The organism is Pedobacter superstes, from assembly GCF_037622515.1.
Taxonomy (GTDB): Bacteria; Bacteroidota; Bacteroidia; order Sphingobacteriales; family Sphingobacteriaceae; genus Paradesertivirga; species Paradesertivirga superstes.
Genome location: NZ_JBBJCN010000011.1, coordinates 1 through 18,592, shown reverse-complemented (window position 1 = coordinate 18,592; position 18,592 = coordinate 1). Strand labels below are relative to the sequence as shown.

The window sequence follows — 18,592 nt, the reverse complement described above, 5'->3', positions numbered from 1 at the left end:
TTACTTCTCCGGCAGCAAAACGAACTTTATTAAATTGTTACCGCTTAGATATTTATTAGCAATATCCTTCAAGCCAGCGGGGGTAATTTTCTTTAGGGAATCCAAATACGTTAAAACCTGTACAGGCGATTCATTATTTTGATATTGACTGGATAAATATCCTAACCAGAAACCATTTTGCTTTAACTGGGTTTCTGTACTTCTTCTTTCTTCTGCTATGAATTTTTCTATATCTCCGGCTTGAGCGCCATTTGCCTTTACTTTATTAATTTCATCTAAAGTTGCGGATACTAATTTATCTACATTTTCCGGAGCAGAACCAAACGAAACCGTAAATGAATATCTGTTGCGGGGTGATTTGGAATAACTCATTCGGGCTCCGGGGCTATAAACACCACTTTCTTCTTCCCGTAAACGCTCGATTAATTTTATCTGAAGGACCTCACCCAAAGCATCTAACTGATTATTGGTATCTTCATTATAAATATAATCGCCACTAAATATAAGTCTAACCGTCGCCTTTGGCTCCTGACCCTTATAAACAACTTTTGAAATTTTTCCCGCAGGAGGAACTATGCCAAGATCCCGGGCTGCCTCTGTTCTGGTTTTTGATGGCAAGGAACCCAAATACTGCTCTAATAAAGGTTTTATCTCCTCTATCTTAAAGCTTCCGACAAAAGTGAAAGTAAAATCGCTGGCATCCGCGAAACGATCCTTATAGATCTCAAATGCCCTGTCAAGGTTGATCTGCTCAAGTTTCTCAAGTGTAGGCCCGGTACGGCGGATATTATAATTACCTAAAACGGCGGAAATTGTATCAGCAAAAACACTGTTGGGATCAGAACTCCTGTTTGCCAAAGCACCCCTCTGCTGAGAGATCATTGATTGAAACATTTCTGCATCTTTTCTTGGTGCGGTAAAATACAGATAAGTTAACTGAAGAGCTGTTTCCAAATCTTTAGGTGCCGCAAAACCGTTTATCCCTTCCGTTCTTTCGCTGATATACGGACTCACCGATGCTCTTTTACCACTAAGAAACTTAGGCAGCTGAATTGAATTAAACTCTCCCACTCCTCCGCGTGCAACGATAGTCGAAGCAAATGCTGCAGATTGATAATCGGCATCAGAGTATAAAGATGTTCCTCCCGGACTAAACGCGTTAAAGTTAATTTCGTCGTTTTTAAAATCAGTAGGCTTTAGTATTACCTTTATACCATTGCTCAATGTCAGCTCAGAAACACCTATTTCTTTGATATTTTTTTCAGAAATTACCTTTCCGGCTTTGGGCTTTACTTCAAGTAATGGCTTATCAGATACCTGGTCAACATAGGCTGTTAATTTGTCGTTCTTAGCTTCCGAAAGCCATTTATTAACTGTAGCCTCTGTTGGCAGAGAAGCCGCGTCCTTCTCAGGAGCCATAATAAGCACATCGCGGTTTTTATCCACCAAATATTTCTTAGCAAGAGCGTTAATCTCGCCCAGCGTTATACCTGGTATTACATCCTTAGCGAAATTATATTCATACTGGATACCCGGACTCGCTTCGCCATCAAGGAAAAGCCGAACATATTCATCAACATATGTTTCCGATGACGTTTTATCTTTTTCTTTAAATGAAGCTTCCATCGAAGTAAGATAGGACTGCTTTGCCCTGTCCAACTCTGTTTGTGTGAAGCCATAAAGCTTAACCCTTTCCGTTTCGGCAAGCACCGCCTTCAAACCTTTTTCCAGTTCCCCTGGCTTCGCATAAACTACAGCAGAAGCTACATCCAATCCAGCAAGGAAACTACCGATGCTGCTTCCTGCCTGTAAAAAAGGAGGATTAGCCTGTTTCATTAATTCCGAAAAACGAGCTCCCATCATTTGATTATATAACGACCGAATGTTTCCATTCCTTAAATCGGTCGTGGTTTTTAATTTCGTTTCCGGATGTTTAATAAGGATTTGGACAACCGTATACGGAAACTCTTTGTCGGTGACAGCGATAAACTGATTTTTATTTAAAAGCGGGATGCTGTATTCGGTACGCGGACGGGGATTTGAAGGTTTCGCAAGATCAGAAAATTTAGCAATGATCATCTGTTCAACTTCTTTAACGTTAATATCTCCAACAACAATCAGAGCCTGTAAATCGGGACGATACCAGTCATTATAGAACTGTTTTAATGTTGCGGGCTTAAAGCCCTTTAATACTTCTTCGGTTCCTATAGGCAGCCGGTTAGAATACCGGGAATTGTTCAGCATCATCGGCAGGTATTTGTTTTGCATCCTTTCTCCCGCACCTTTCCCTAAACGTTTTTCTTCTAAAACAACTCCCCTTTCCTTTTCAATTTCGGAAAGATCCAAACTTGCATCCTGGGCCCAGTCGCGCATAATCTGCATTCCATTTTTAAATAACTCCGGATCGTCGGTTGGGATAGGTAACTGATATACCGTTTCATCAAAGCTGGTGTAGGCATTTAAATCAGCCCCAAAACGAACACCAGATTTTTGAAGATAGTTTACCAGCTCATTTTTAGGAAAGTTCTTAGTTCCATTGAAGCTCATATGCTCCATAAAATGGGCCAGCCCGCGCTGGTCATCATTCTCGAGTATAGAACCAACCTTAACAGCCAGATATAATTGAGCACGGTTTTTAGGTTCGGTATTACGACGGATATAATATGTGAACCCGTTTTTGAGTTTACCGGTTTTTATCGCCGTATCGAGTGGCAGAATCTCGGCTTTTGCTGCTTTTGATGTAACAGGTGCTTTTGTTTGAGCCAGCCCGTACTCAGCAAAAAACACGGTGATACTGACTAAAAACAGAACAATGATTTTTTTCATATTAATTAGATAAGGTGATTGCTTATTAGTTTCATTCGAGTAATTAAATTTTAAACCTTTATAATTATTTTTCTATTGTACATCCACCATAAAATTATCAGCCAAAATAAAACAAAACATAGTGCCCAGGCCAGAGAAGCATTTAGCGGCGATAGGTTCGGAGCAAAATACGACTGAAACAACCAGGTCTTTAAACTCACCTCGGTACCATCGGTCTGCGAAACTTTTATAAAATTAAACAACTTGGCCATGATCGTTGACATGAAATATACCGTAATGGCATTTACACCATACACAACAAAGGGTTTTGTTAAACTTTTAAATTCCCTAATATCGATGAGCCAATAAAATGCAGCAAGAATGATGACAGCTAATCCACTTGTAAACAATACATAAGAGCTTGTCCATAATGCTTTGTTCATTGGAAAAAAAGAATTCCATATCAGCCCAGCAGCAACCGAAAGAACTCCGGCAACAATCATCCAAACAACTTTCTTATAATTATTGATATCATTTTTCCTCAGCCAGATTCCTGCAAGTGTTCCTGACAAACCACTTGCAACAGAAGGCAATGTGCTGAGAAGGCCTTCAGGGTCCCAGGTTTTGGATAATTTCCACAAGTGATTTTCTGAAAATAATGCCCGGTCAATCCACGCAGCCAAGCTTGTTTCTTTCTCAAGGTTCGGCTCTATTCCCCCAGGTACCGGAACAAGAGTAAGAAGAGCCCAATACACGAAAAGAATTAGGATAAAAACGACTAGCTGAATTTTTGCATTCGTTTTATAAAAAAGGATAGCACAAACCAGAAATACAACTCCAATTCGCTGCAAAACCCCGGGAATTCTTACAGTACTAAACGTTTTAACCGGATCTAAAAACACGTCAGGAAAAAGGGCCAGGACGATCCCCAAAACGAACAGAATAATAGAACGTTTCACAATGGAGAGAATAACCTCCTTGCTTGCGATTTGTGTCGCCCGTTTAGTTCCCAAAGCAAAAGCTATAGATACCCCAACAATAAATAAGAAAAATGGAAAAATAAGATCAGTTGGAGTGCAACCGTGCCACTCAGAATGCTTTAAAGGTGAATAAATATTTCCCCAATCGCCAGGATTGTTAACCAGGATCATAGCGGCTACTGTTAAACCTCTGAAAACATCGAGAGAAAGTAATCTTGAATTTTTCATAGCAATGTTTCTTTCATGTGATAAAACCGTTATAAATGTAGGATATTCGCATAAAACAGATTTGTTTACCGTCTCAATTTACAAAAATGAATGAATCCTTAAACCGCCTGGCAAATTTATTTCGCAAAGAATCGCGTATGATTATTGGTTTAATGTCCGGAACCTCATTAGACGGACTAGATATTGCCTTGTGTAAAATTAGTGGAAGTGGTTTAAATACAAGAGCCGAGGTTCTTCAATTTGAAACGGCGGATTATTCTGATGAGTTCAAGGAAGATTTAAGAACCATCTTTTCGAAAAAACAGGCAGATCTGGAAAAAGTGACTTTACTTAATTCGAAAATCGGACTTATTCATGCAGAACTGATAAACAGATTCTTAAAAAAATTCAATATACCTCGTGAACATATCGATTGCATAGCCAGCCATGGACAAACAATATATCATGCTCCTAAACGCCTACATCAATTGAAAGAATACCCGAATTCAACACTTCAAATCGGCGATGCGGATCATATAGCTCTTAAAACCGGAATCACCACTCTTAGCGATTTCAGGCAAAAACATATTGCGGCAGGCGGCGAAGGCGCGCCATTAGCTTTATACGGAGATTATATTCTATTTTCTTCGAACTCAGAAAACAGAGTTTTATTGAATATTGGCGGCATCTCTAATTTTACTTACCTGCCTGAAACAGGTAGTAACAAGGCTATTATCTGTACAGATGCAGGTCCGGGTAATACCCTGATTGATGGCCTCTGCAAAAAACATTTTAACATTTCTTACGATAAAGATGGGGGCATAGCTCAAAAAGGGACAATAAACATCGGTTTATTAAATTCGATGCTGAAACATCCTTTCTTTTATGAAGATCTCCCAAAAACAACCGGACCAGAATTATTTAATCAGACCTTCATTCAACAGTCTTTAATGTCAGCAGATATTGAAAACATACGTAATGAAGATTTAATCGCCACTGTTACCCAACTAACGGTCGAAGCCCTTGCGCTTGCTTTAAAAAAGGCCATTGGGGATACTGACTGCACTTTATACCTGAGTGGAGGAGGTGTCAACAACTCATTCCTGGTGGAAAAAATAGTCGCGAAATTTCCGAAAAACGCGGTGAAAAAACTGGAAGAGTTAGGTATTTCAGCTGATGCTAAAGAAGCGGTACTCTTTGCTCTACTTGCTAATGAAACTATTTGTGGATCGGCTTTGGAAACAAATGCCGGACCAAGAGTTATGATGGGAAAAATTTCTTTGCCCGAATAGGAAATCCTTACCTGAGACTTATCTATAAAGATTAAGCCACAATAATTTGTGGCTTAACCTGCATTAAGGTTAAAAGATCCTGTATCCTAAACTTAAATGCCACAAATTTTGCTTTTGATCGTATTTGCCACTCTTATCAATGTTTGACAAACCCTTTTCATACCTCAGATCAAAAGACAGATTCCCTAAATCTACACCACCACCAGTTTGCAGGCCAATAGTCTGGTTTTTGTAATTGTCGAAGTCTGTAGCCACCGCGTAATTTTCTTTAGAATCTTTATTTAAAAGAAATGAAATAACCGGTCCTGCCATAATTCTGAAATTCAATTTATCAAAACCGAATTTATTCCCGATCAAAACAGGAATGTCAAGAGTGGTAAAATTCACCTTAGCATCACCCTCATATGTGGTTCCGTCCTGCTGTATTGATCCGAACTCACCGCCTTTACTTCCTAAATATACTTCGGGCTGTACATAAAAGCCAGCCCCACCTACCCTGGCCCAGACCCCGGCCTGATATCCTAAACGGTTACTTTCATCTCCTACATTTCCTTTTAAGCTTGACATATTGACTCCCGTTTTTAAGCCAAGATGAAAGGACGGTAACTGCGCAAATGTTGTTACTGCTGCCAGCAGCATACAACCTAATAAAATACTCTTTTTCATAATCTGATTAATGTGTGTGTGTTATTTCAAACAGCAAATTTATTAAAATGTTGCTGATGAAATCCTGTTTAGAGAAGACGTATAAATTCATACTTTTGTAACAAAGAAAATTATGGCAGATATAACTATCAGTAAAGAGGATTGGGATAGACTTAAATTGAAGGTACAACGCAAATACCGCGATCTTAGCGACGATGATTTAGCTTATTTACCCGGAGAAGAGGAGCAACTGATTACAAGGCTTATGGCACGCTTGAAGCGAAGCAGGGAATATGTGTTGTTTACTTTAAAAAAAGGCTTGGCCAATATTGATAATAATAGACTGTAACAGTAAAAAGATCAAACTTAACCAGCTATTTATAAACCAATTTTCTTATTTTTAGGTAAAACTTCAGAGTATTTTGAGTATCTGTAATGATTAAATACTCATCCACTCATGCGCATGTATCTTTTTAAGGATACAGGCGTTATACTAATTAATTTATTATACTATGCTAAGGTTGAGAAATAAACTTAAAAAACTGGCAGTTCCGGTTTTACTTTTAACGGGCATACTGTCGTTCTCATTTCGTGAAGACCTTTTTCAAGCCTCTAAGAACCTGGATATATTCTCGGCCCTTTATAAAGAGCTGAACATCAGCTATGTTGATGATGTAAACTCCTCCCAGTTAATGGAAACGGGTATTGGCGCGATGTTAAACAGCCTGGATCCATATACAGAATTTGTACCTGAATCAGAAATCGAAGACTATAAAATGAAATATGTGAGTACCCAATACGGGGGTATTGGCACATTGACTTTTTTACGCAATGGCAAAATCATAGTTTCAGAAACCCTCGAAGGTTTCCCTGCTCAAAAAGCAGATATAAGAGCTGGAGACGAGATTATAGAAATAAACGGCGTTATTCTGAAAGGCAAAAAATATGAACAGGCAAGCCAATTGTTAAAGGGTCCCAAAAGCACTCCTTTAAAGTTAGTGATTAACCGGTACGGTGAAAATATAGTAAAAAACATCAACAGAGATGAGATTACCCAACCCAATGTTAGTTACTCAGCAATTCTTAATAATAACATTGGATATATTAAACTGGATAAGTTTTTAGAAAGTTCTGCCAAAGAAGTACAGGATGCACTCGTTCAGTTACAAAAAAGCAATCCATCCGGAATCATTCTCGATCTTCGATCTAACGGCGGGGGAATTTTACAGGAAGCAGTAAAAATTGTTAATTTATTTGTCGCCCCTAATATTACAGTGGTAACCCAAAAAGGAAAAAATCGGGAAAAAAATATCCCGTATAAAACCTTTTCCCAGCCTCTGGCTCCAAACACCCCGCTTGTAGTGTTAATTAATAACAGGGCAGCTTCGGCCTCAGAAATAGTAGCAGGTTCTTTACAGGATCTCGACAGGGCAGTTGTTATCGGCCAGCGCAGTTATGGGAAGGGTCTTGTGCAGCAGACCTTCAATTTACCTTACAATACTCTTGTTAAAGTTACCGTAGCCAAATATTATACTCCTTCTGGAAGATGCATACAGGCACTTGATTACACCCACAGAAACTCCGACGGTACAGTTGAAAAAGTTGCGGATAGCTTAATAACCGAATATAAAACTAAAGGGAACCGTTCAGTTTATGATGGTAGCGGGATCTACCCTGATATTATGGTACCTGCATTAAAGCTTAGTCCGATAAGCCAAACCTTACTAAGTAAGTTCTATATTTTCGACTATGCCACTCTTTACCGGAAGCAGAAAACCAGCATCCCTGATCCTAAGATATTTAAATTAAGCGATGCAGAGTATGCCGATTTTGTGAATTATTTGTCCGACAAAGATTATAATTACAATACACGCACAGAACGTTTGTTAACGGAATTAAAAGCTGAAGCAGAAAAAGAGCAAAAACTATCTGAGATCAAGGCAGAATATGATGCACTTAAAAACAAGGTGTCTGTCAGCAAAAAAAACGACCTTTCACAATTTAAAGACGAAATTCGACAGCTTCTTGAAAATGAAATTTCGAGCCGCTATTATTTTCAAAAAGGACGTCTTGAAAATGGATTTAACTATGATACGGATTTGAAAACCGCTTTTAATACCTTAGGAAATTCAAACACATACTCTTCAATATTGCAAGGGAACGGCTCATACAAATCCATTGGAAAGCCAACAATTGGCTTTTCTGCGAATAGCGGTAAATAAAGATCCCGGGTTAATTTATTCCAGAATAATAGAACTTTCTGAAAGCCGCAACGTATTAATCAACTTAGACCTTAGAATTCAAACATACTTTTGATAATATTACTGAATATAATTAATGTTATCTTTTTTCAAATCAAAACCTGTAATACCGGAAATTAACTTCGCGAAACTTGGAACAGATATGCACTCTCATCTGATTCCGGGAATAGACGATGGCGCTCAGAATTTGACACAGTCGATCGAGTTAGTCCGGAGTCTGCTTAGTGCTGGATTTCAAAAAATCATAACGACCCCACATGTTATGATAGATTATTATCGTAATACACCTGAAACTATTAATACCGGCCTGGCAATTCTTAAGGAAGAACTCAAAAATCAAAAAATTGACGTACTGATTGAAGCAGCAGCTGAATATTATTTTGATGAGGATTTCGAGAATAAAATAGAGCAGGGGGATATTCTAACCTTAGGAAATAACCATCTATTATTTGAGATACCGTTCAGTACTTATCCTCTCAACATCTTCGATATCATCGAAAAGATCATCAAAAAAGGATATGTGCCGATACTGGCGCACCCTGAAAGGTATTCTTACTTACACGGATCGATTACCGATTATCAACGGCTTAAAGATGCTGGCTGCTACTTTCAATTAAATACTATTTCATTAACAGGATACTATGGCAAACCTGTCCAGAAAGCTGCTGAAGAACTCGTCGATAATATGCTGATAGATTTTCTGGGTTCTGATATGCACCATTTAAAACACGCTGCAGCATTAAAACTAGCATTGCAGCAACCTTATGTTTATAGATTATTGACGGATTACCCATTGTTAAATCAAACATTATAATTCCTGGTTCTTGAATGATTTGTTTCATTGAGAATCCAGGGACTAGTTTTTCGGGAAAAATGAAAATATATTTATACTGCTGAGCAGAAACCGGTCCATCTAAAAGGGATAAGGAACCGGATACTTAAAAGCTTCTCTGGAAATAGCTCAATTATGGAATCAGAAGAGCTTAAGGTGACACTTCGCAAAACCCAAACATTTACGGTCTACCCAAGGATTGAATACCCTGGTTTCTTTACATGTTTATTTAAAACGCTATTTTCAAAATCATGCATTACTGTTTCAATAGAAAGATATTTTTCAGCATACACTCTTGCGTTTCTTCTAAATTCGTCATTATTGTTTGTAACTGATTCTAAAATACTCCGATTTAATACCTGCTGATCTTCTGCATCGACAACAATAGCCATGTTATGCTTCTTAATCATTGAATGTAAACCCGATCCTTCATTAGCAGTTACCAGGGCCAGCCCGCCCACAGCCAAAATGGTTGTTAACTTTGAAGGCATCACCAGGTCAGACGCATTCGCTTTTTGTATAACTAAATGAACATCGGCCATATTTAAAAAAGCATTGAATTTTTCAAAAGGCTGCAAGGGAAAGAAAATAACATTGACGAGCTTCATTTCCTTAACCATTTCCTCAAGCTTTGATTTGTAAGGACCAGAGCCACAAATAAGAAATTTCAGATCGGTATGATATTTTAATTCATTGGCGGCATATAAAATCGCCTCCAAACCTTGCTTCTCGCCAATTCCTCCTGAATATAAAATTATTCTGTCCGAATTACTAAACCCAAATTCCTGCTTTCCTTTTAATTTATCTTCAATCGGATAGAATAGATTAGTATCGGCCCAATTTGGAAATAACAAAACATTATCGTTTGCCTTAGCTGCAATCCTTGCGACCATGCTTTCTGAAATACTGCTAACAAAATCGGCCTTACTCAAAATGAACTTCTCCAACTTGAAAAGATATTTGATCACCCGGTCAGATTTTATCATTTTTAGATCTCGTGCAGCTTCTATTTGTAAATCCTGTATATGATATAAGAATTTAGTTTTCCAGATCTTCTTCGCTAATATTCCTAAAAATCCAAGCAAAAAAGACGGGGACACTGTAACTACCAGATCATATTTCTTTCCAAAAAGCATCGGAAGTAACCTTAAAAGAGCAGAAATAAAGAATGATATCTCCTGGAGAATCCTCCTTAAGCCGGATGGGGCTGAAGGGATATATTGAGGACACCTGTGAACTATAAGTTCAGAACCAGAAATAGTGGTTCTTTCTGTCATATAACTAAACCGCTGTTTATGATAGGGAGGCTGTACTTTCCAAAAAGGGTAGTAAGGATATGTAGTAATTACAGCGCAGTCGTAACCATTTCCCACCAGCCAGTCAACCATTTCGCCATTATATTTCCCTATCCCAGTCGGTTCAGGACTAAAATTATAACTAATTAGCAAAACTCTCTTCTTCATTCTGATCAATTTTATCGCCAGTATTCAATGCTCGCATTGATCTTTTATCAGTCTCAATTAGAAAAAAATACTTCAAAAGGTGAAGTATTTTCTACATAATTTCATTGGTAAAGTAATCCTTTGCACTCTTTGTTTGAATTTCGGAAGATAATAATTAAATAATCTCTATTCGTAAAAAATGCAAGAACTATAAACTACCCTTAAGTTTGGGAACCTCCAGGCAAGTAACAATTTTAAACCTGATTGGTTGCTCGTCATAAATTCTTTAATTTTCCTGGAGCATGTCCCAATATCGCATTTATTAAAAGTTGTTTTATTGTAAATTATTAAAATTTAAAAACATATTGTATATTACATAAAAACGGCCTTTGGCCCGATATTTGACATTAGAGACATATTCATTCCTTCAAAACCAATAAATTAATTCATATGATAAAACATTCTACTCTCTGCTATTATTTTTATAACAACAGACCAATGATAAAAGCGGTATTAACCGTCTTCTGTCTTGTTGTTTTAATGGTAAATTCACAGGCACAAACATCCGAGCCTTATGTAGCACCACAGGACACTGTAAAAATTAAACGTAGCCCTGGCGAGTCGATCACATCTTACAAAACAATCACTCAGCCTGGCAGTCCAAATTCACATATACTCGGAATCGCAGTTAAGGTTGCGTCAATGCTTAAGGATACCACTAAATACGATCAAAAGAAAGGTATTTTGGTTGAGACGCTTATTGAGAAAACAGATCTCGAGTATTTAGCTTCGCAGGGCGTAAATACTATTGTAGCCTTGTTCGAACTGGTTAATAAACACCTTCCTGATGATCAGACTATTACCTTTCGGACCGAAGAACAACAAAATGTAAAGATTGCTGAAAATCCTTTGGTACTTAAAGATCTACGTGCCATGGTAGCATCAAAGCCGGCAACCATCCATGATCCACAGCAATGGAAAGAAAATGTTTATCACGCCTACATGGCTCGCGATTATGGAACGAAATTGCATAATACCATTACGATTACTTCTGCAACACGAGAAATCCGTGAAACTCCCGGACTCGAAATCATCAATTTTGATGGAAGAACTATAACACTTGCCGAAATTCTGAAAAAACACCAGGCGGGTACTTCAAATAAATATGAAGCAGAAAAAGCCGCTGTCGCAGAATTCCGTGCTTTAACCTTTCCAAGCTCAAGAATTTCGAAAGCTAATGCCAATGAAAACTATAAACGGGCGCTTTTCGAGTTAATCCGCTTGCAGGAAGGGGATATCAGACAACATCCTCTAACCAGAAAATTAGTTGAGGATCTTACAAACGACCTTAAAAAGGGGAAAGAAAGCAACGTAATAAACTCGTTAAAAAACAACCCGTTTTTTGACGCCAATGTTCCCGGCAATCTCGGCCCGGTGTTACTAACAGAAGATCAGGTCATCAGTCCTGAGGAAGTTCGTAATAATGCTGAAGCAAAGGCTATGGAATTGATTATGCTTACCGCATTACATTACGGAGAACGGGATGCTGTAAAACTTTTTAGGCAGTTAATCAACGGAAATGGTTCCGCTCCCGCTAAACAGACCGGAGATTTTACTCCCAAGCGTTTGGCAGAGTTGACCGATCATGGAACAGAAAAGCTGAAGTCTCTGGGATATGGACCTGATAAGACTCGGGATATGAGCAGTTCAGACCTTGTTCTGGTAGCGGTATCGGCTCCGGAGACTCCAGTTGAAATCACTCCCACTGCATTTATAACCACGCAAATGGTAGGTGTGAGTATCTTTAATCAATATTCTACTGTGGAAACTAAAAACATAGTGATGTTTAGTCCCAGAATTACTCTGGCTAGTCGGCACACTCAATATAGAGCGGCCTTCGATCCTGTTGAATACATTCCTGAAATAGTGAACGGTGAAGAAATTAATCAAAGAGGATCCAAGATCTCGCAGAACGGAGTCGAAATGCGTATTGAGTCTGATTTGTATTTCTCAAACCCACAAAGAATTATCGACAAGGGTGTTAAACCCGGAATATTTCCACAGTTTGGGGTTATTGCAGGAGTAGGGAGACGAAAGGTTGGTTATGACAATAGTACAACATTAGGACAGCACGGCGCGGTTCCACAATTTAAGAGTATTTATGTTAACTGGGGCGGGCATTTTGGGCTCAATGGAGGACCATTCTTGCTGGCAGCCGATGCGACTTATCTTTCTTCACAATCTGGAGAAACTCCGAATGAACAATTTTTCGATATATCTCAGGGAATGACCCTATATAGATTTAGTTTTCTAACGCATATTTTTAATTTTGGTTTAGGCAAAACGGATCAGGGAAATGGAACTAATTTGACTCTGGATCTTGACATGGCGGGCGAGACTAACAATACTGGATTCAGAAACCGGACAATCACTCCTGGAAGCACCTCTCAAACCGGAAACCGGGAATGGAGGAGAGACTATGACCGTGCCCACCCTGGTGGAACCTATAATCACGCTATCGCTACAAATATGATTTTAAATGGAGATGTTAAAGCGACATATGCTGCAAGTAGCTCGGCGGCCCTGCAGTTTGGTATTCAAAAATCTGCCCTGCATTTGAAGGGAGCGCTAGGCCTTTATAATTTGTATACCGTTGATCAGAATAATTTGGTAAATAAGGACTTGTTTAAAAATACCATTGAAGGCAACTTGTTTGGTAGAATAGGCCTCACGTATACTTTCGGATCCAGAAGTTTTACCGAAAAACACACGAAAAAAGAATCCTACCAAACTACAAGCAAAGGAGAGTCGCCACACAAAATAGAGGAATCATCAAGCAGTCAAAAATCCTCTTTTATACCAAGGGATCATGCTATTTTTACCAATAAAAAATCCAGAGCAAAACAGGTGGAAGAAACAAAGCCTTAATTGATCAGGTTTTTAAACATCATCAAACCTCATGCTGACAGGCATGAGGTTTTTTTTTACCCAGATTTAAATCCATTAAATATCCATGACCGGCCTCAGATGTTTAAAGTAGTATTTTACTTTGAGCCGTATGAATTACTCTTACTCTATTCTATAGCGTCTGAAAAAACCTTAAACTCATCAGGATGGTAAGTTATTTTATCTATAGCCGGAAGCCTGCAAATGAAACAGCTCGGCATATCGGGCTTCATTCTTCAGCAATTCTTCGTGGCTTCCAACTTCGAGTATTTCCCCTTTATCTAATACAATGATACGATCCGCCATTCGAACAGTGGAAAATCGATGAGAAATTAGTACGGCGGTTTTGTTCTGGGTGACCTCAGCAAATCGTTGAAAAACTTCATATTCAGATCTTGCATCCAGAGCTGCGGTGGGTTCATCCAGTATTATTATATGGGCATCACGCATATACGCTCTCGCCAGCGCAACTTTTTGCCATTCACCACCGGACAGTTCAACTCCCTTATTAAAGTGTTTGCCCAAAACCTGCTCATACTTATTGGGTAACTTCTCTATAATAGAATCCGCCAGGCTTTTTTTAGCTGCATTGGCAATAAGTGCAGAATTACCAATTTCGGCGATGTTGCCTACCGCAATATTCTCAGCCATGGTCATCTGATAGCGAAGAAAATCTTGAAAAATAATACCCATCGCAGCTCTCAGTTCTGTCAGATCGTAATCCTGCAAATTATAACCATCCAGAAGAATACGCCCTTCGGTCGGATCGTATAATCTGACCAACAACTTCACCAGCGTTGTTTTTCCTGCACCGTTCTCACCAACTAAGGCTAACTTTTCTCCGGGACGAAGTGTAAAGTTCAGGTGGCGATTAGCCCATCGATTGGAGTTTGTATATTTAAAGCCAACATCTTCAAAAGTGAAGCCTGTTTGAATTGGATTTGGAAAAGGTCTGGGATCGTTCGGAATACTTATCTTTGGCTTGATCTCGAAGAAATCAAAAAAATCTTTTAAAAATATAGCTCCCTGAGCTACTGTACTGAAACGTTTAGCGACATTTTGCACCAGTGCTCCCATTTGCCGTATAGTACCAAGTAAAAAGGTAAGTCCGCCAAAAGACAGTGCCCCGATAAGTATCTGTTGAATTATATAGATAAAAACCAGATAGAATCCGATTGATCCGGGAATGGTGAGCGCCGAACCCATTAAGAACCTGTTTACACCCAAACTACGCTTAGCATTATGAAACTTAGTTGAAATGTTACGATATCTTTCTATAAAGAATTCTGACAGATTAAACAGCCTTACCTCCTTTGCTGTTTCATCACTGCTCCCTACAAAACTCAGATAATCCAGCTCACGCCGGCCCTGAGTTTGACTCCGGATAAGAGAATAATTCTTAGCGTTAAAATAGGCTTCGCCCAGGAAGGATGGTATAATCGAGACCAACAATATCAGGACAACCCAGGGACTAAAAATAATTAAACTGGTAGCCATGCCGCCAATTGTAATTAAATCCTGTAACTGGCTAAACATCTGTGACAAAAGCACTGTCCGGCCTACAGTTTGTTGTCTCGCTCTTTCGAGCTTGTCATAAAAAACTGAGTCTTCAAAAAGGTCCAGGTCAAGAGTAGCTGCATGAGACATTATCATTATGCAACTACGGTTCGTGAGCCTGTCTCCAAGCAAATCATCTATCAGAACTATACACTTGCTTAAAACTGTTATAAGGATTATTAACAAGAACTCTGCAGCCACCAAGTTCCACAGATAATCGTGCTCCAGATTTTTATTCTGCCTGAGAAGGTCCACCTGATCAATGATATGCTTACCCACAATAAGCACCAAAATAGGTAGCGATGCCTGAAAAATGCGGATACAAATGCTGCAAAAAGTTAACCGGGGACTAGTTTCCCATACAAGCCTAAAGAATTGCGGAAGATTGCGGTAGGCTGTAATCCGGTCCTTCATCGTTAACCTCTCCGCCTTTTTTAGGGGGTCACCTTCTGAATTAAATATATTATTCCAAAACTTCTTTAACATGTCAAATTGATGAACCGCCAATTTCAATAAATCACTTTTACCTCAGATCTATGCTGCGGGCTCCTTAAATTCTGCCTTATCTAAATGCTCCTGTAAAATTTTTGCAAATTCTGTGGCATTTACCGGATCAAAAATTGTTGAATGTTCGCCTTCTACTTCATAAATAGTGACAGACTTAGCATACCTGTTCCAGGCATTCTTAACAATCGGACTAAAACTGAATTCTTTATAAACTACCTTATTCACTCTATCCATAAAGTAATAATGTTTTTTTGCATAAAACACCAACAGATTGCCATCATAAGGTTTCATTGTGTAACTAGTCGATGCTAGTTTAAATGTGTTGGTCATCTTGTCAAAGATACCAAGATCTTCGTTCTCGGAAGTTTTGGGTTTAGCGCCCAGTAGTACCTGTATCGTTTTTAACTTATATTGTATGGCTTGCCTGGTATGCTTTCTTAAAAGAAACAGTTCAAAATTCATTTTTAGCACAAACTTTGAAGCATAATATTTTATTAATGCCGGGATATGATAGAAATTTTTGATACTGGCAGCATCGGCTTTCTTCTTTTCTTTCGCTTGCGTGTCAAAAAGTGCTAGTAAGGACACTTTTTTACCTAATGCTTCCAATTGTCTGGCCATTTCATACGCTATTGTGCCTCCCAGACAATGCCCTGATAGAGCATATGGCCCTTCAGGATTTTGGATGAGCATCTCTTCAACGTATTGTTCGGCTATGCCTTTAATTGTTACCGGGAAGTCTTCAATATCTTCAATTAATGTGGGTTGTTGTATTCCGTATACAGGTTGGTCCGGGTCCAGCATGTCGGCAAATTTTTTAAATTTAAAGACCGTTCCTCCACCGCCGCTAACGATATAAAGCGGCAATTTACTTCCGGTATCTTTTATCGGAATAAGATACTTAAGATAAATAGAACTTTGTATTTTTTCGTCTTTTTGGCCCAGTAAGAAACCCGACAATTCGCTTATAGATGGATTTAAAAATAGCTCTTTTATCGTCAATTCAACTTTTAATTCTTTTTTTAACACTGATATCAAACCTACAGCTAATAACGAATGCCCGCCGAGTTCAAAGAAGTTGTCGTTTATGCCTATCGACTCTATCTTTAAAAATTGCTGCCATATCTGGGCCATCTTTGCTTCCAGATAATTCCGCGGAGTTTCATAGACTGAGTCCGCGTCTCCGTTTATATCTGGCTCGGGAAGGGCTTTTTTGTCAATTTTCCCATTAGGTGTAACAGGTAATTTATCGAGTTCTACCCATAAGGCGGGTACCATATATTCAGGAAGCTTACTCTGAAGATAATTCTTTACTGCCTCTTTATCGAATACTCCTTCAGTTACCACATAACCCACAAGCCGCTTATTGCCGCTGCTGTCCTCTCTTGCCAGAACTACACCCTGGCTTACCAGGCCACTCTGCTGAAGCACACTCTCGATCTCTCCCGGCTCGACCCGGTAACCCCGAACCTTCACCTGTTCGTCTATCCTGCCCAGATACTCAATATTGCCATCGACAAGCCAACGGGCCAGGTCGCCTGTGCGGTATAAGCGGGCTCCGGTTTCAGTTGTAAAGGGATCAGCAAGAAACTTTTCACGGGTAAGCTCTGGCCGGTTCAGGTAACCTTGTGCTACCTGGACTCCGCCAATATACAGCTCGCCCGCAACCCCTATAGGGCATAATTGCTGCCTGCCATCCAGAACATATAGCTGTGTATTGGCTATCGGTTTTCCTATGGGCGGTAATGGTGATAAATGAGAGGGTCTGATCCTATAGCTGCTTACCACGTGCGCCTCTGTAGGACCATACTGGTTAATCAGCTTAACGCCCCTTTTCTGTATCAGCGCCTGTATATCTTCAGTTAATTTTAACTGCTCACCTGCTACAATGATCTCCTCAGGAACTGCTGGCTCTGATGATAAGGTAGAAGAAAATTCCAGCAGGCTTTTTAATACAATATAGGGGACAAATAAATGTGTTATCTTATATGTTTCGATGTCCTGCAGCAGGGCAGACATATCTTTTCGCCGGGTTTCGTTTATCAGGTATAAGGTACTTCCGAAACAAAGGGTTGAAAATATTTCCTGGAAACTAACGTCGAAGGTTAAGCTGGCAAATTGCAGAACCCGCCTGTTCTTACGCTCAAACTGTTGCTCTTGCCAGTGTAATAAATTAACCATTCCTTTTTGGGGCATTCTTACGCCTTTGGGCCTGCCGGTTGACCCAGAGGTGTAGATGACATACACCAACTGATCGGGTGCTACGCCAGCTGCCGGCTTCATTAAAGGTTGAGTGCTGATAGCTCCTTGGTCGGATCCATCTACTTCTATAATTTTCAGCCCCACTGTATCGCCTAACTTAGGCTTGCTTTCCCTGCTGCTTACTACCAGGGTTGCACCCGCATCTTCAAGCATAAAGCGGATGCGTTCGGATGGGTATTCAGGGTCAATAGGAACATACACTCCTCCGGCTTTCAGGATAGCCAGGATGCCGGTGATCATATTCAGACTCCGCTCTATACAAACTGGTACAAGTTCTGTTGGTTTTAGACCTTGGGTTAAAAGGTAATGGGCCAATCGGTTTGACCGCTCATTTAGTTCCTGGTAGCTTAGTAGCTCCCCGTCAAAAACCAGCGCTGTGGCCTGAGGCGTTTTACTGACCTGTTCTTCAAACAAATCTATCAGACTTTTCTCCCGGGGATAATCACATGACGTATTGTTGAAGTGTGTTTGTAATGTTTCTTTTTCCGATGAACTAAGGAGATTAAGCTTCCCGATCTTTTCATCAGGCTGGGCGACTATCGACTGCAGTAACTCCTTAAAATGTTCGGACATTCGTTCTATGGTAGCCCTATCATAGAGTTCTGTACTATATTCTATGGCTCCGTGAAGACCACGATCGGTTTCTGTAAGATATAAGCTTAGATCAAAAAGCGAGGTACTATGCTCATAACCTGTGCGGGATAACTCTATCTTTCCTAAACGAAGCTCAGGAACATCGGGGGTATTACGCAGAATAAACATCACCTGAAAAAGGGGATTACGACTTAAGTCCCGGTTTTGGACCACTGCTTCCACTACTTTCTCAAACGGTATTTCCTGGTTAGCATAGGCCTCC

At 39.5% G+C, this 18,592-nt stretch carries 11 protein-coding genes; 5 read left to right on the top strand and 6 right to left on the bottom strand.

The annotated features are described in order from the left end of the window. Together WG906_RS18605 and WG906_RS18600 are read right to left on the bottom strand one after the other, a co-directional pair. The gene (locus WG906_RS18605; protein WP_339994395.1) at positions 1 to 2,826 is read right to left on the bottom strand and encodes a M16 family metallopeptidase; all 2,826 of its coding nucleotides are present in this window, start codon (positions 2,824 to 2,826) and stop codon (positions 1 to 3) included. 50 nt (positions 2,827 to 2,876) lie between these two features. Then, positions 2,877 to 4,013, bottom strand: coding sequence for an acyltransferase family protein (locus WG906_RS18600; protein ID WP_339994394.1), 1,137 nt, complete (start codon positions 4,011 to 4,013; stop codon positions 2,877 to 2,879). An 86-nt stretch (positions 4,014 to 4,099) separates the two neighbouring features. On the opposite strand from WG906_RS18600, the gene WG906_RS18595 reads away from it, so the two are divergent. Further along, positions 4,100 to 5,284 carry an anhydro-N-acetylmuramic acid kinase gene (locus WG906_RS18595; protein ID WP_339994393.1) on the top strand — a complete coding sequence of 395 codons (1,185 nt, stop codon included), beginning with the start codon at positions 4,100 to 4,102 and terminating at the stop codon, positions 5,282 to 5,284. A 69-nt stretch (positions 5,285 to 5,353) separates the two neighbouring features. Here the strand turns inward: WG906_RS18595 and WG906_RS18590 are convergent, their stop codons facing one another. Beyond that, positions 5,354 to 5,950 (bottom strand): porin family protein, encoded by a 597-nt coding sequence (locus tag WG906_RS18590; RefSeq protein WP_339994392.1) that lies wholly within the window; start codon positions 5,948 to 5,950, stop codon positions 5,354 to 5,356. A gap of 112 nt (positions 5,951 to 6,062) precedes the next feature. Between WG906_RS18590 and WG906_RS18585 the strand changes: the two genes are divergently transcribed. The 3 genes from WG906_RS18585 (at position 6,063) to WG906_RS18575 (ending at position 9,004) form a co-directional block, all read left to right on the top strand. Beyond that, a complete protein-coding gene (locus WG906_RS18585; protein WP_339994391.1) occupies positions 6,063 to 6,278 on the top strand; it encodes a CsbD family protein in 216 nt (71 codons plus the stop codon). Positions 6,279 to 6,441: 163 nt separating this feature from the next. Next, a complete protein-coding gene (locus WG906_RS18580) occupies positions 6,442 to 8,151 on the top strand; it encodes a S41 family peptidase (protein ID WP_431844496.1) in 1,710 nt (569 codons plus the stop codon). A 115-nt stretch (positions 8,152 to 8,266) separates the two neighbouring features. Then, positions 8,267 to 9,004, top strand: a complete 738-nt coding sequence (locus WG906_RS18575; RefSeq protein WP_339994389.1) for a tyrosine-protein phosphatase — start codon at positions 8,267 to 8,269, stop codon at positions 9,002 to 9,004. A 206-nt stretch (positions 9,005 to 9,210) separates the two neighbouring features. Here the strand turns inward: WG906_RS18575 and WG906_RS18570 are convergent, their stop codons facing one another. Next, a complete protein-coding gene (locus WG906_RS18570) occupies positions 9,211 to 10,485 on the bottom strand; it encodes a WcaI family glycosyltransferase (RefSeq protein ID WP_339994388.1) in 1,275 nt (424 codons plus the stop codon). A gap of 477 nt (positions 10,486 to 10,962) precedes the next feature. On the opposite strand from WG906_RS18570, the gene WG906_RS18565 reads away from it, so the two are divergent. After that, positions 10,963 to 13,392 carry a hypothetical protein gene (locus WG906_RS18565; RefSeq protein WP_339994387.1) on the top strand — a complete coding sequence of 810 codons (2,430 nt, stop codon included), beginning with the start codon at positions 10,963 to 10,965 and terminating at the stop codon, positions 13,390 to 13,392. A gap of 198 nt (positions 13,393 to 13,590) precedes the next feature. On the opposite strand, the gene WG906_RS18560 is transcribed toward WG906_RS18565, so the two are convergent. Together WG906_RS18560 and WG906_RS18555 are read right to left on the bottom strand one after the other, a co-directional pair. After that, positions 13,591 to 15,453, bottom strand: coding sequence for an ABC transporter ATP-binding protein (locus WG906_RS18560; protein ID WP_339994386.1), 1,863 nt, complete (start codon positions 15,451 to 15,453; stop codon positions 13,591 to 13,593). A 48-nt stretch (positions 15,454 to 15,501) separates the two neighbouring features. After that, on the bottom strand, positions 15,502 to 18,592 hold a 3,091-nt coding region (locus tag WG906_RS18555; protein WP_339994384.1), incomplete at its 5' end, for a non-ribosomal peptide synthetase.

Excerpts from the sequence above, each read along its gene's own strand:
- WG906_RS18605 (WP_339994395.1), bottom strand. The coding sequence starts at position 2,826 with ATGAAAAAAATCATTGTTCTGTTTTTAGTCAGTATCACCGTGTTTTTT.
- WG906_RS18600 (WP_339994394.1), bottom strand. The coding sequence starts at position 4,013 with ATGAAAAATTCAAGATTACTTTCTCTCGATGTTTTCAGAGGTTTAACA.
- WG906_RS18595 (WP_339994393.1), top strand. The coding sequence starts at position 4,100 with ATGAATGAATCCTTAAACCGCCTGGCAAATTTATTTCGCAAAGAATCG.
- WG906_RS18590 (WP_339994392.1), bottom strand. The coding sequence starts at position 5,950 with ATGAAAAAGAGTATTTTATTAGGTTGTATGCTGCTGGCAGCAGTAACA.
- WG906_RS18585 (WP_339994391.1), top strand. The coding sequence starts at position 6,063 with ATGGCAGATATAACTATCAGTAAAGAGGATTGGGATAGACTTAAATTG.
- WG906_RS18580 (WP_431844496.1), top strand. The coding sequence starts at position 6,442 with ATGCTAAGGTTGAGAAATAAACTTAAAAAACTGGCAGTTCCGGTTTTA.
- WG906_RS18575 (WP_339994389.1), top strand. The coding sequence starts at position 8,267 with ATGTTATCTTTTTTCAAATCAAAACCTGTAATACCGGAAATTAACTTC.
- WG906_RS18570 (WP_339994388.1), bottom strand. The coding sequence starts at position 10,485 with ATGAAGAAGAGAGTTTTGCTAATTAGTTATAATTTTAGTCCTGAACCG.
- WG906_RS18565 (WP_339994387.1), top strand. The coding sequence starts at position 10,963 with ATGATAAAAGCGGTATTAACCGTCTTCTGTCTTGTTGTTTTAATGGTA.
- WG906_RS18560 (WP_339994386.1), bottom strand. The coding sequence starts at position 15,453 with ATGTTAAAGAAGTTTTGGAATAATATATTTAATTCAGAAGGTGACCCC.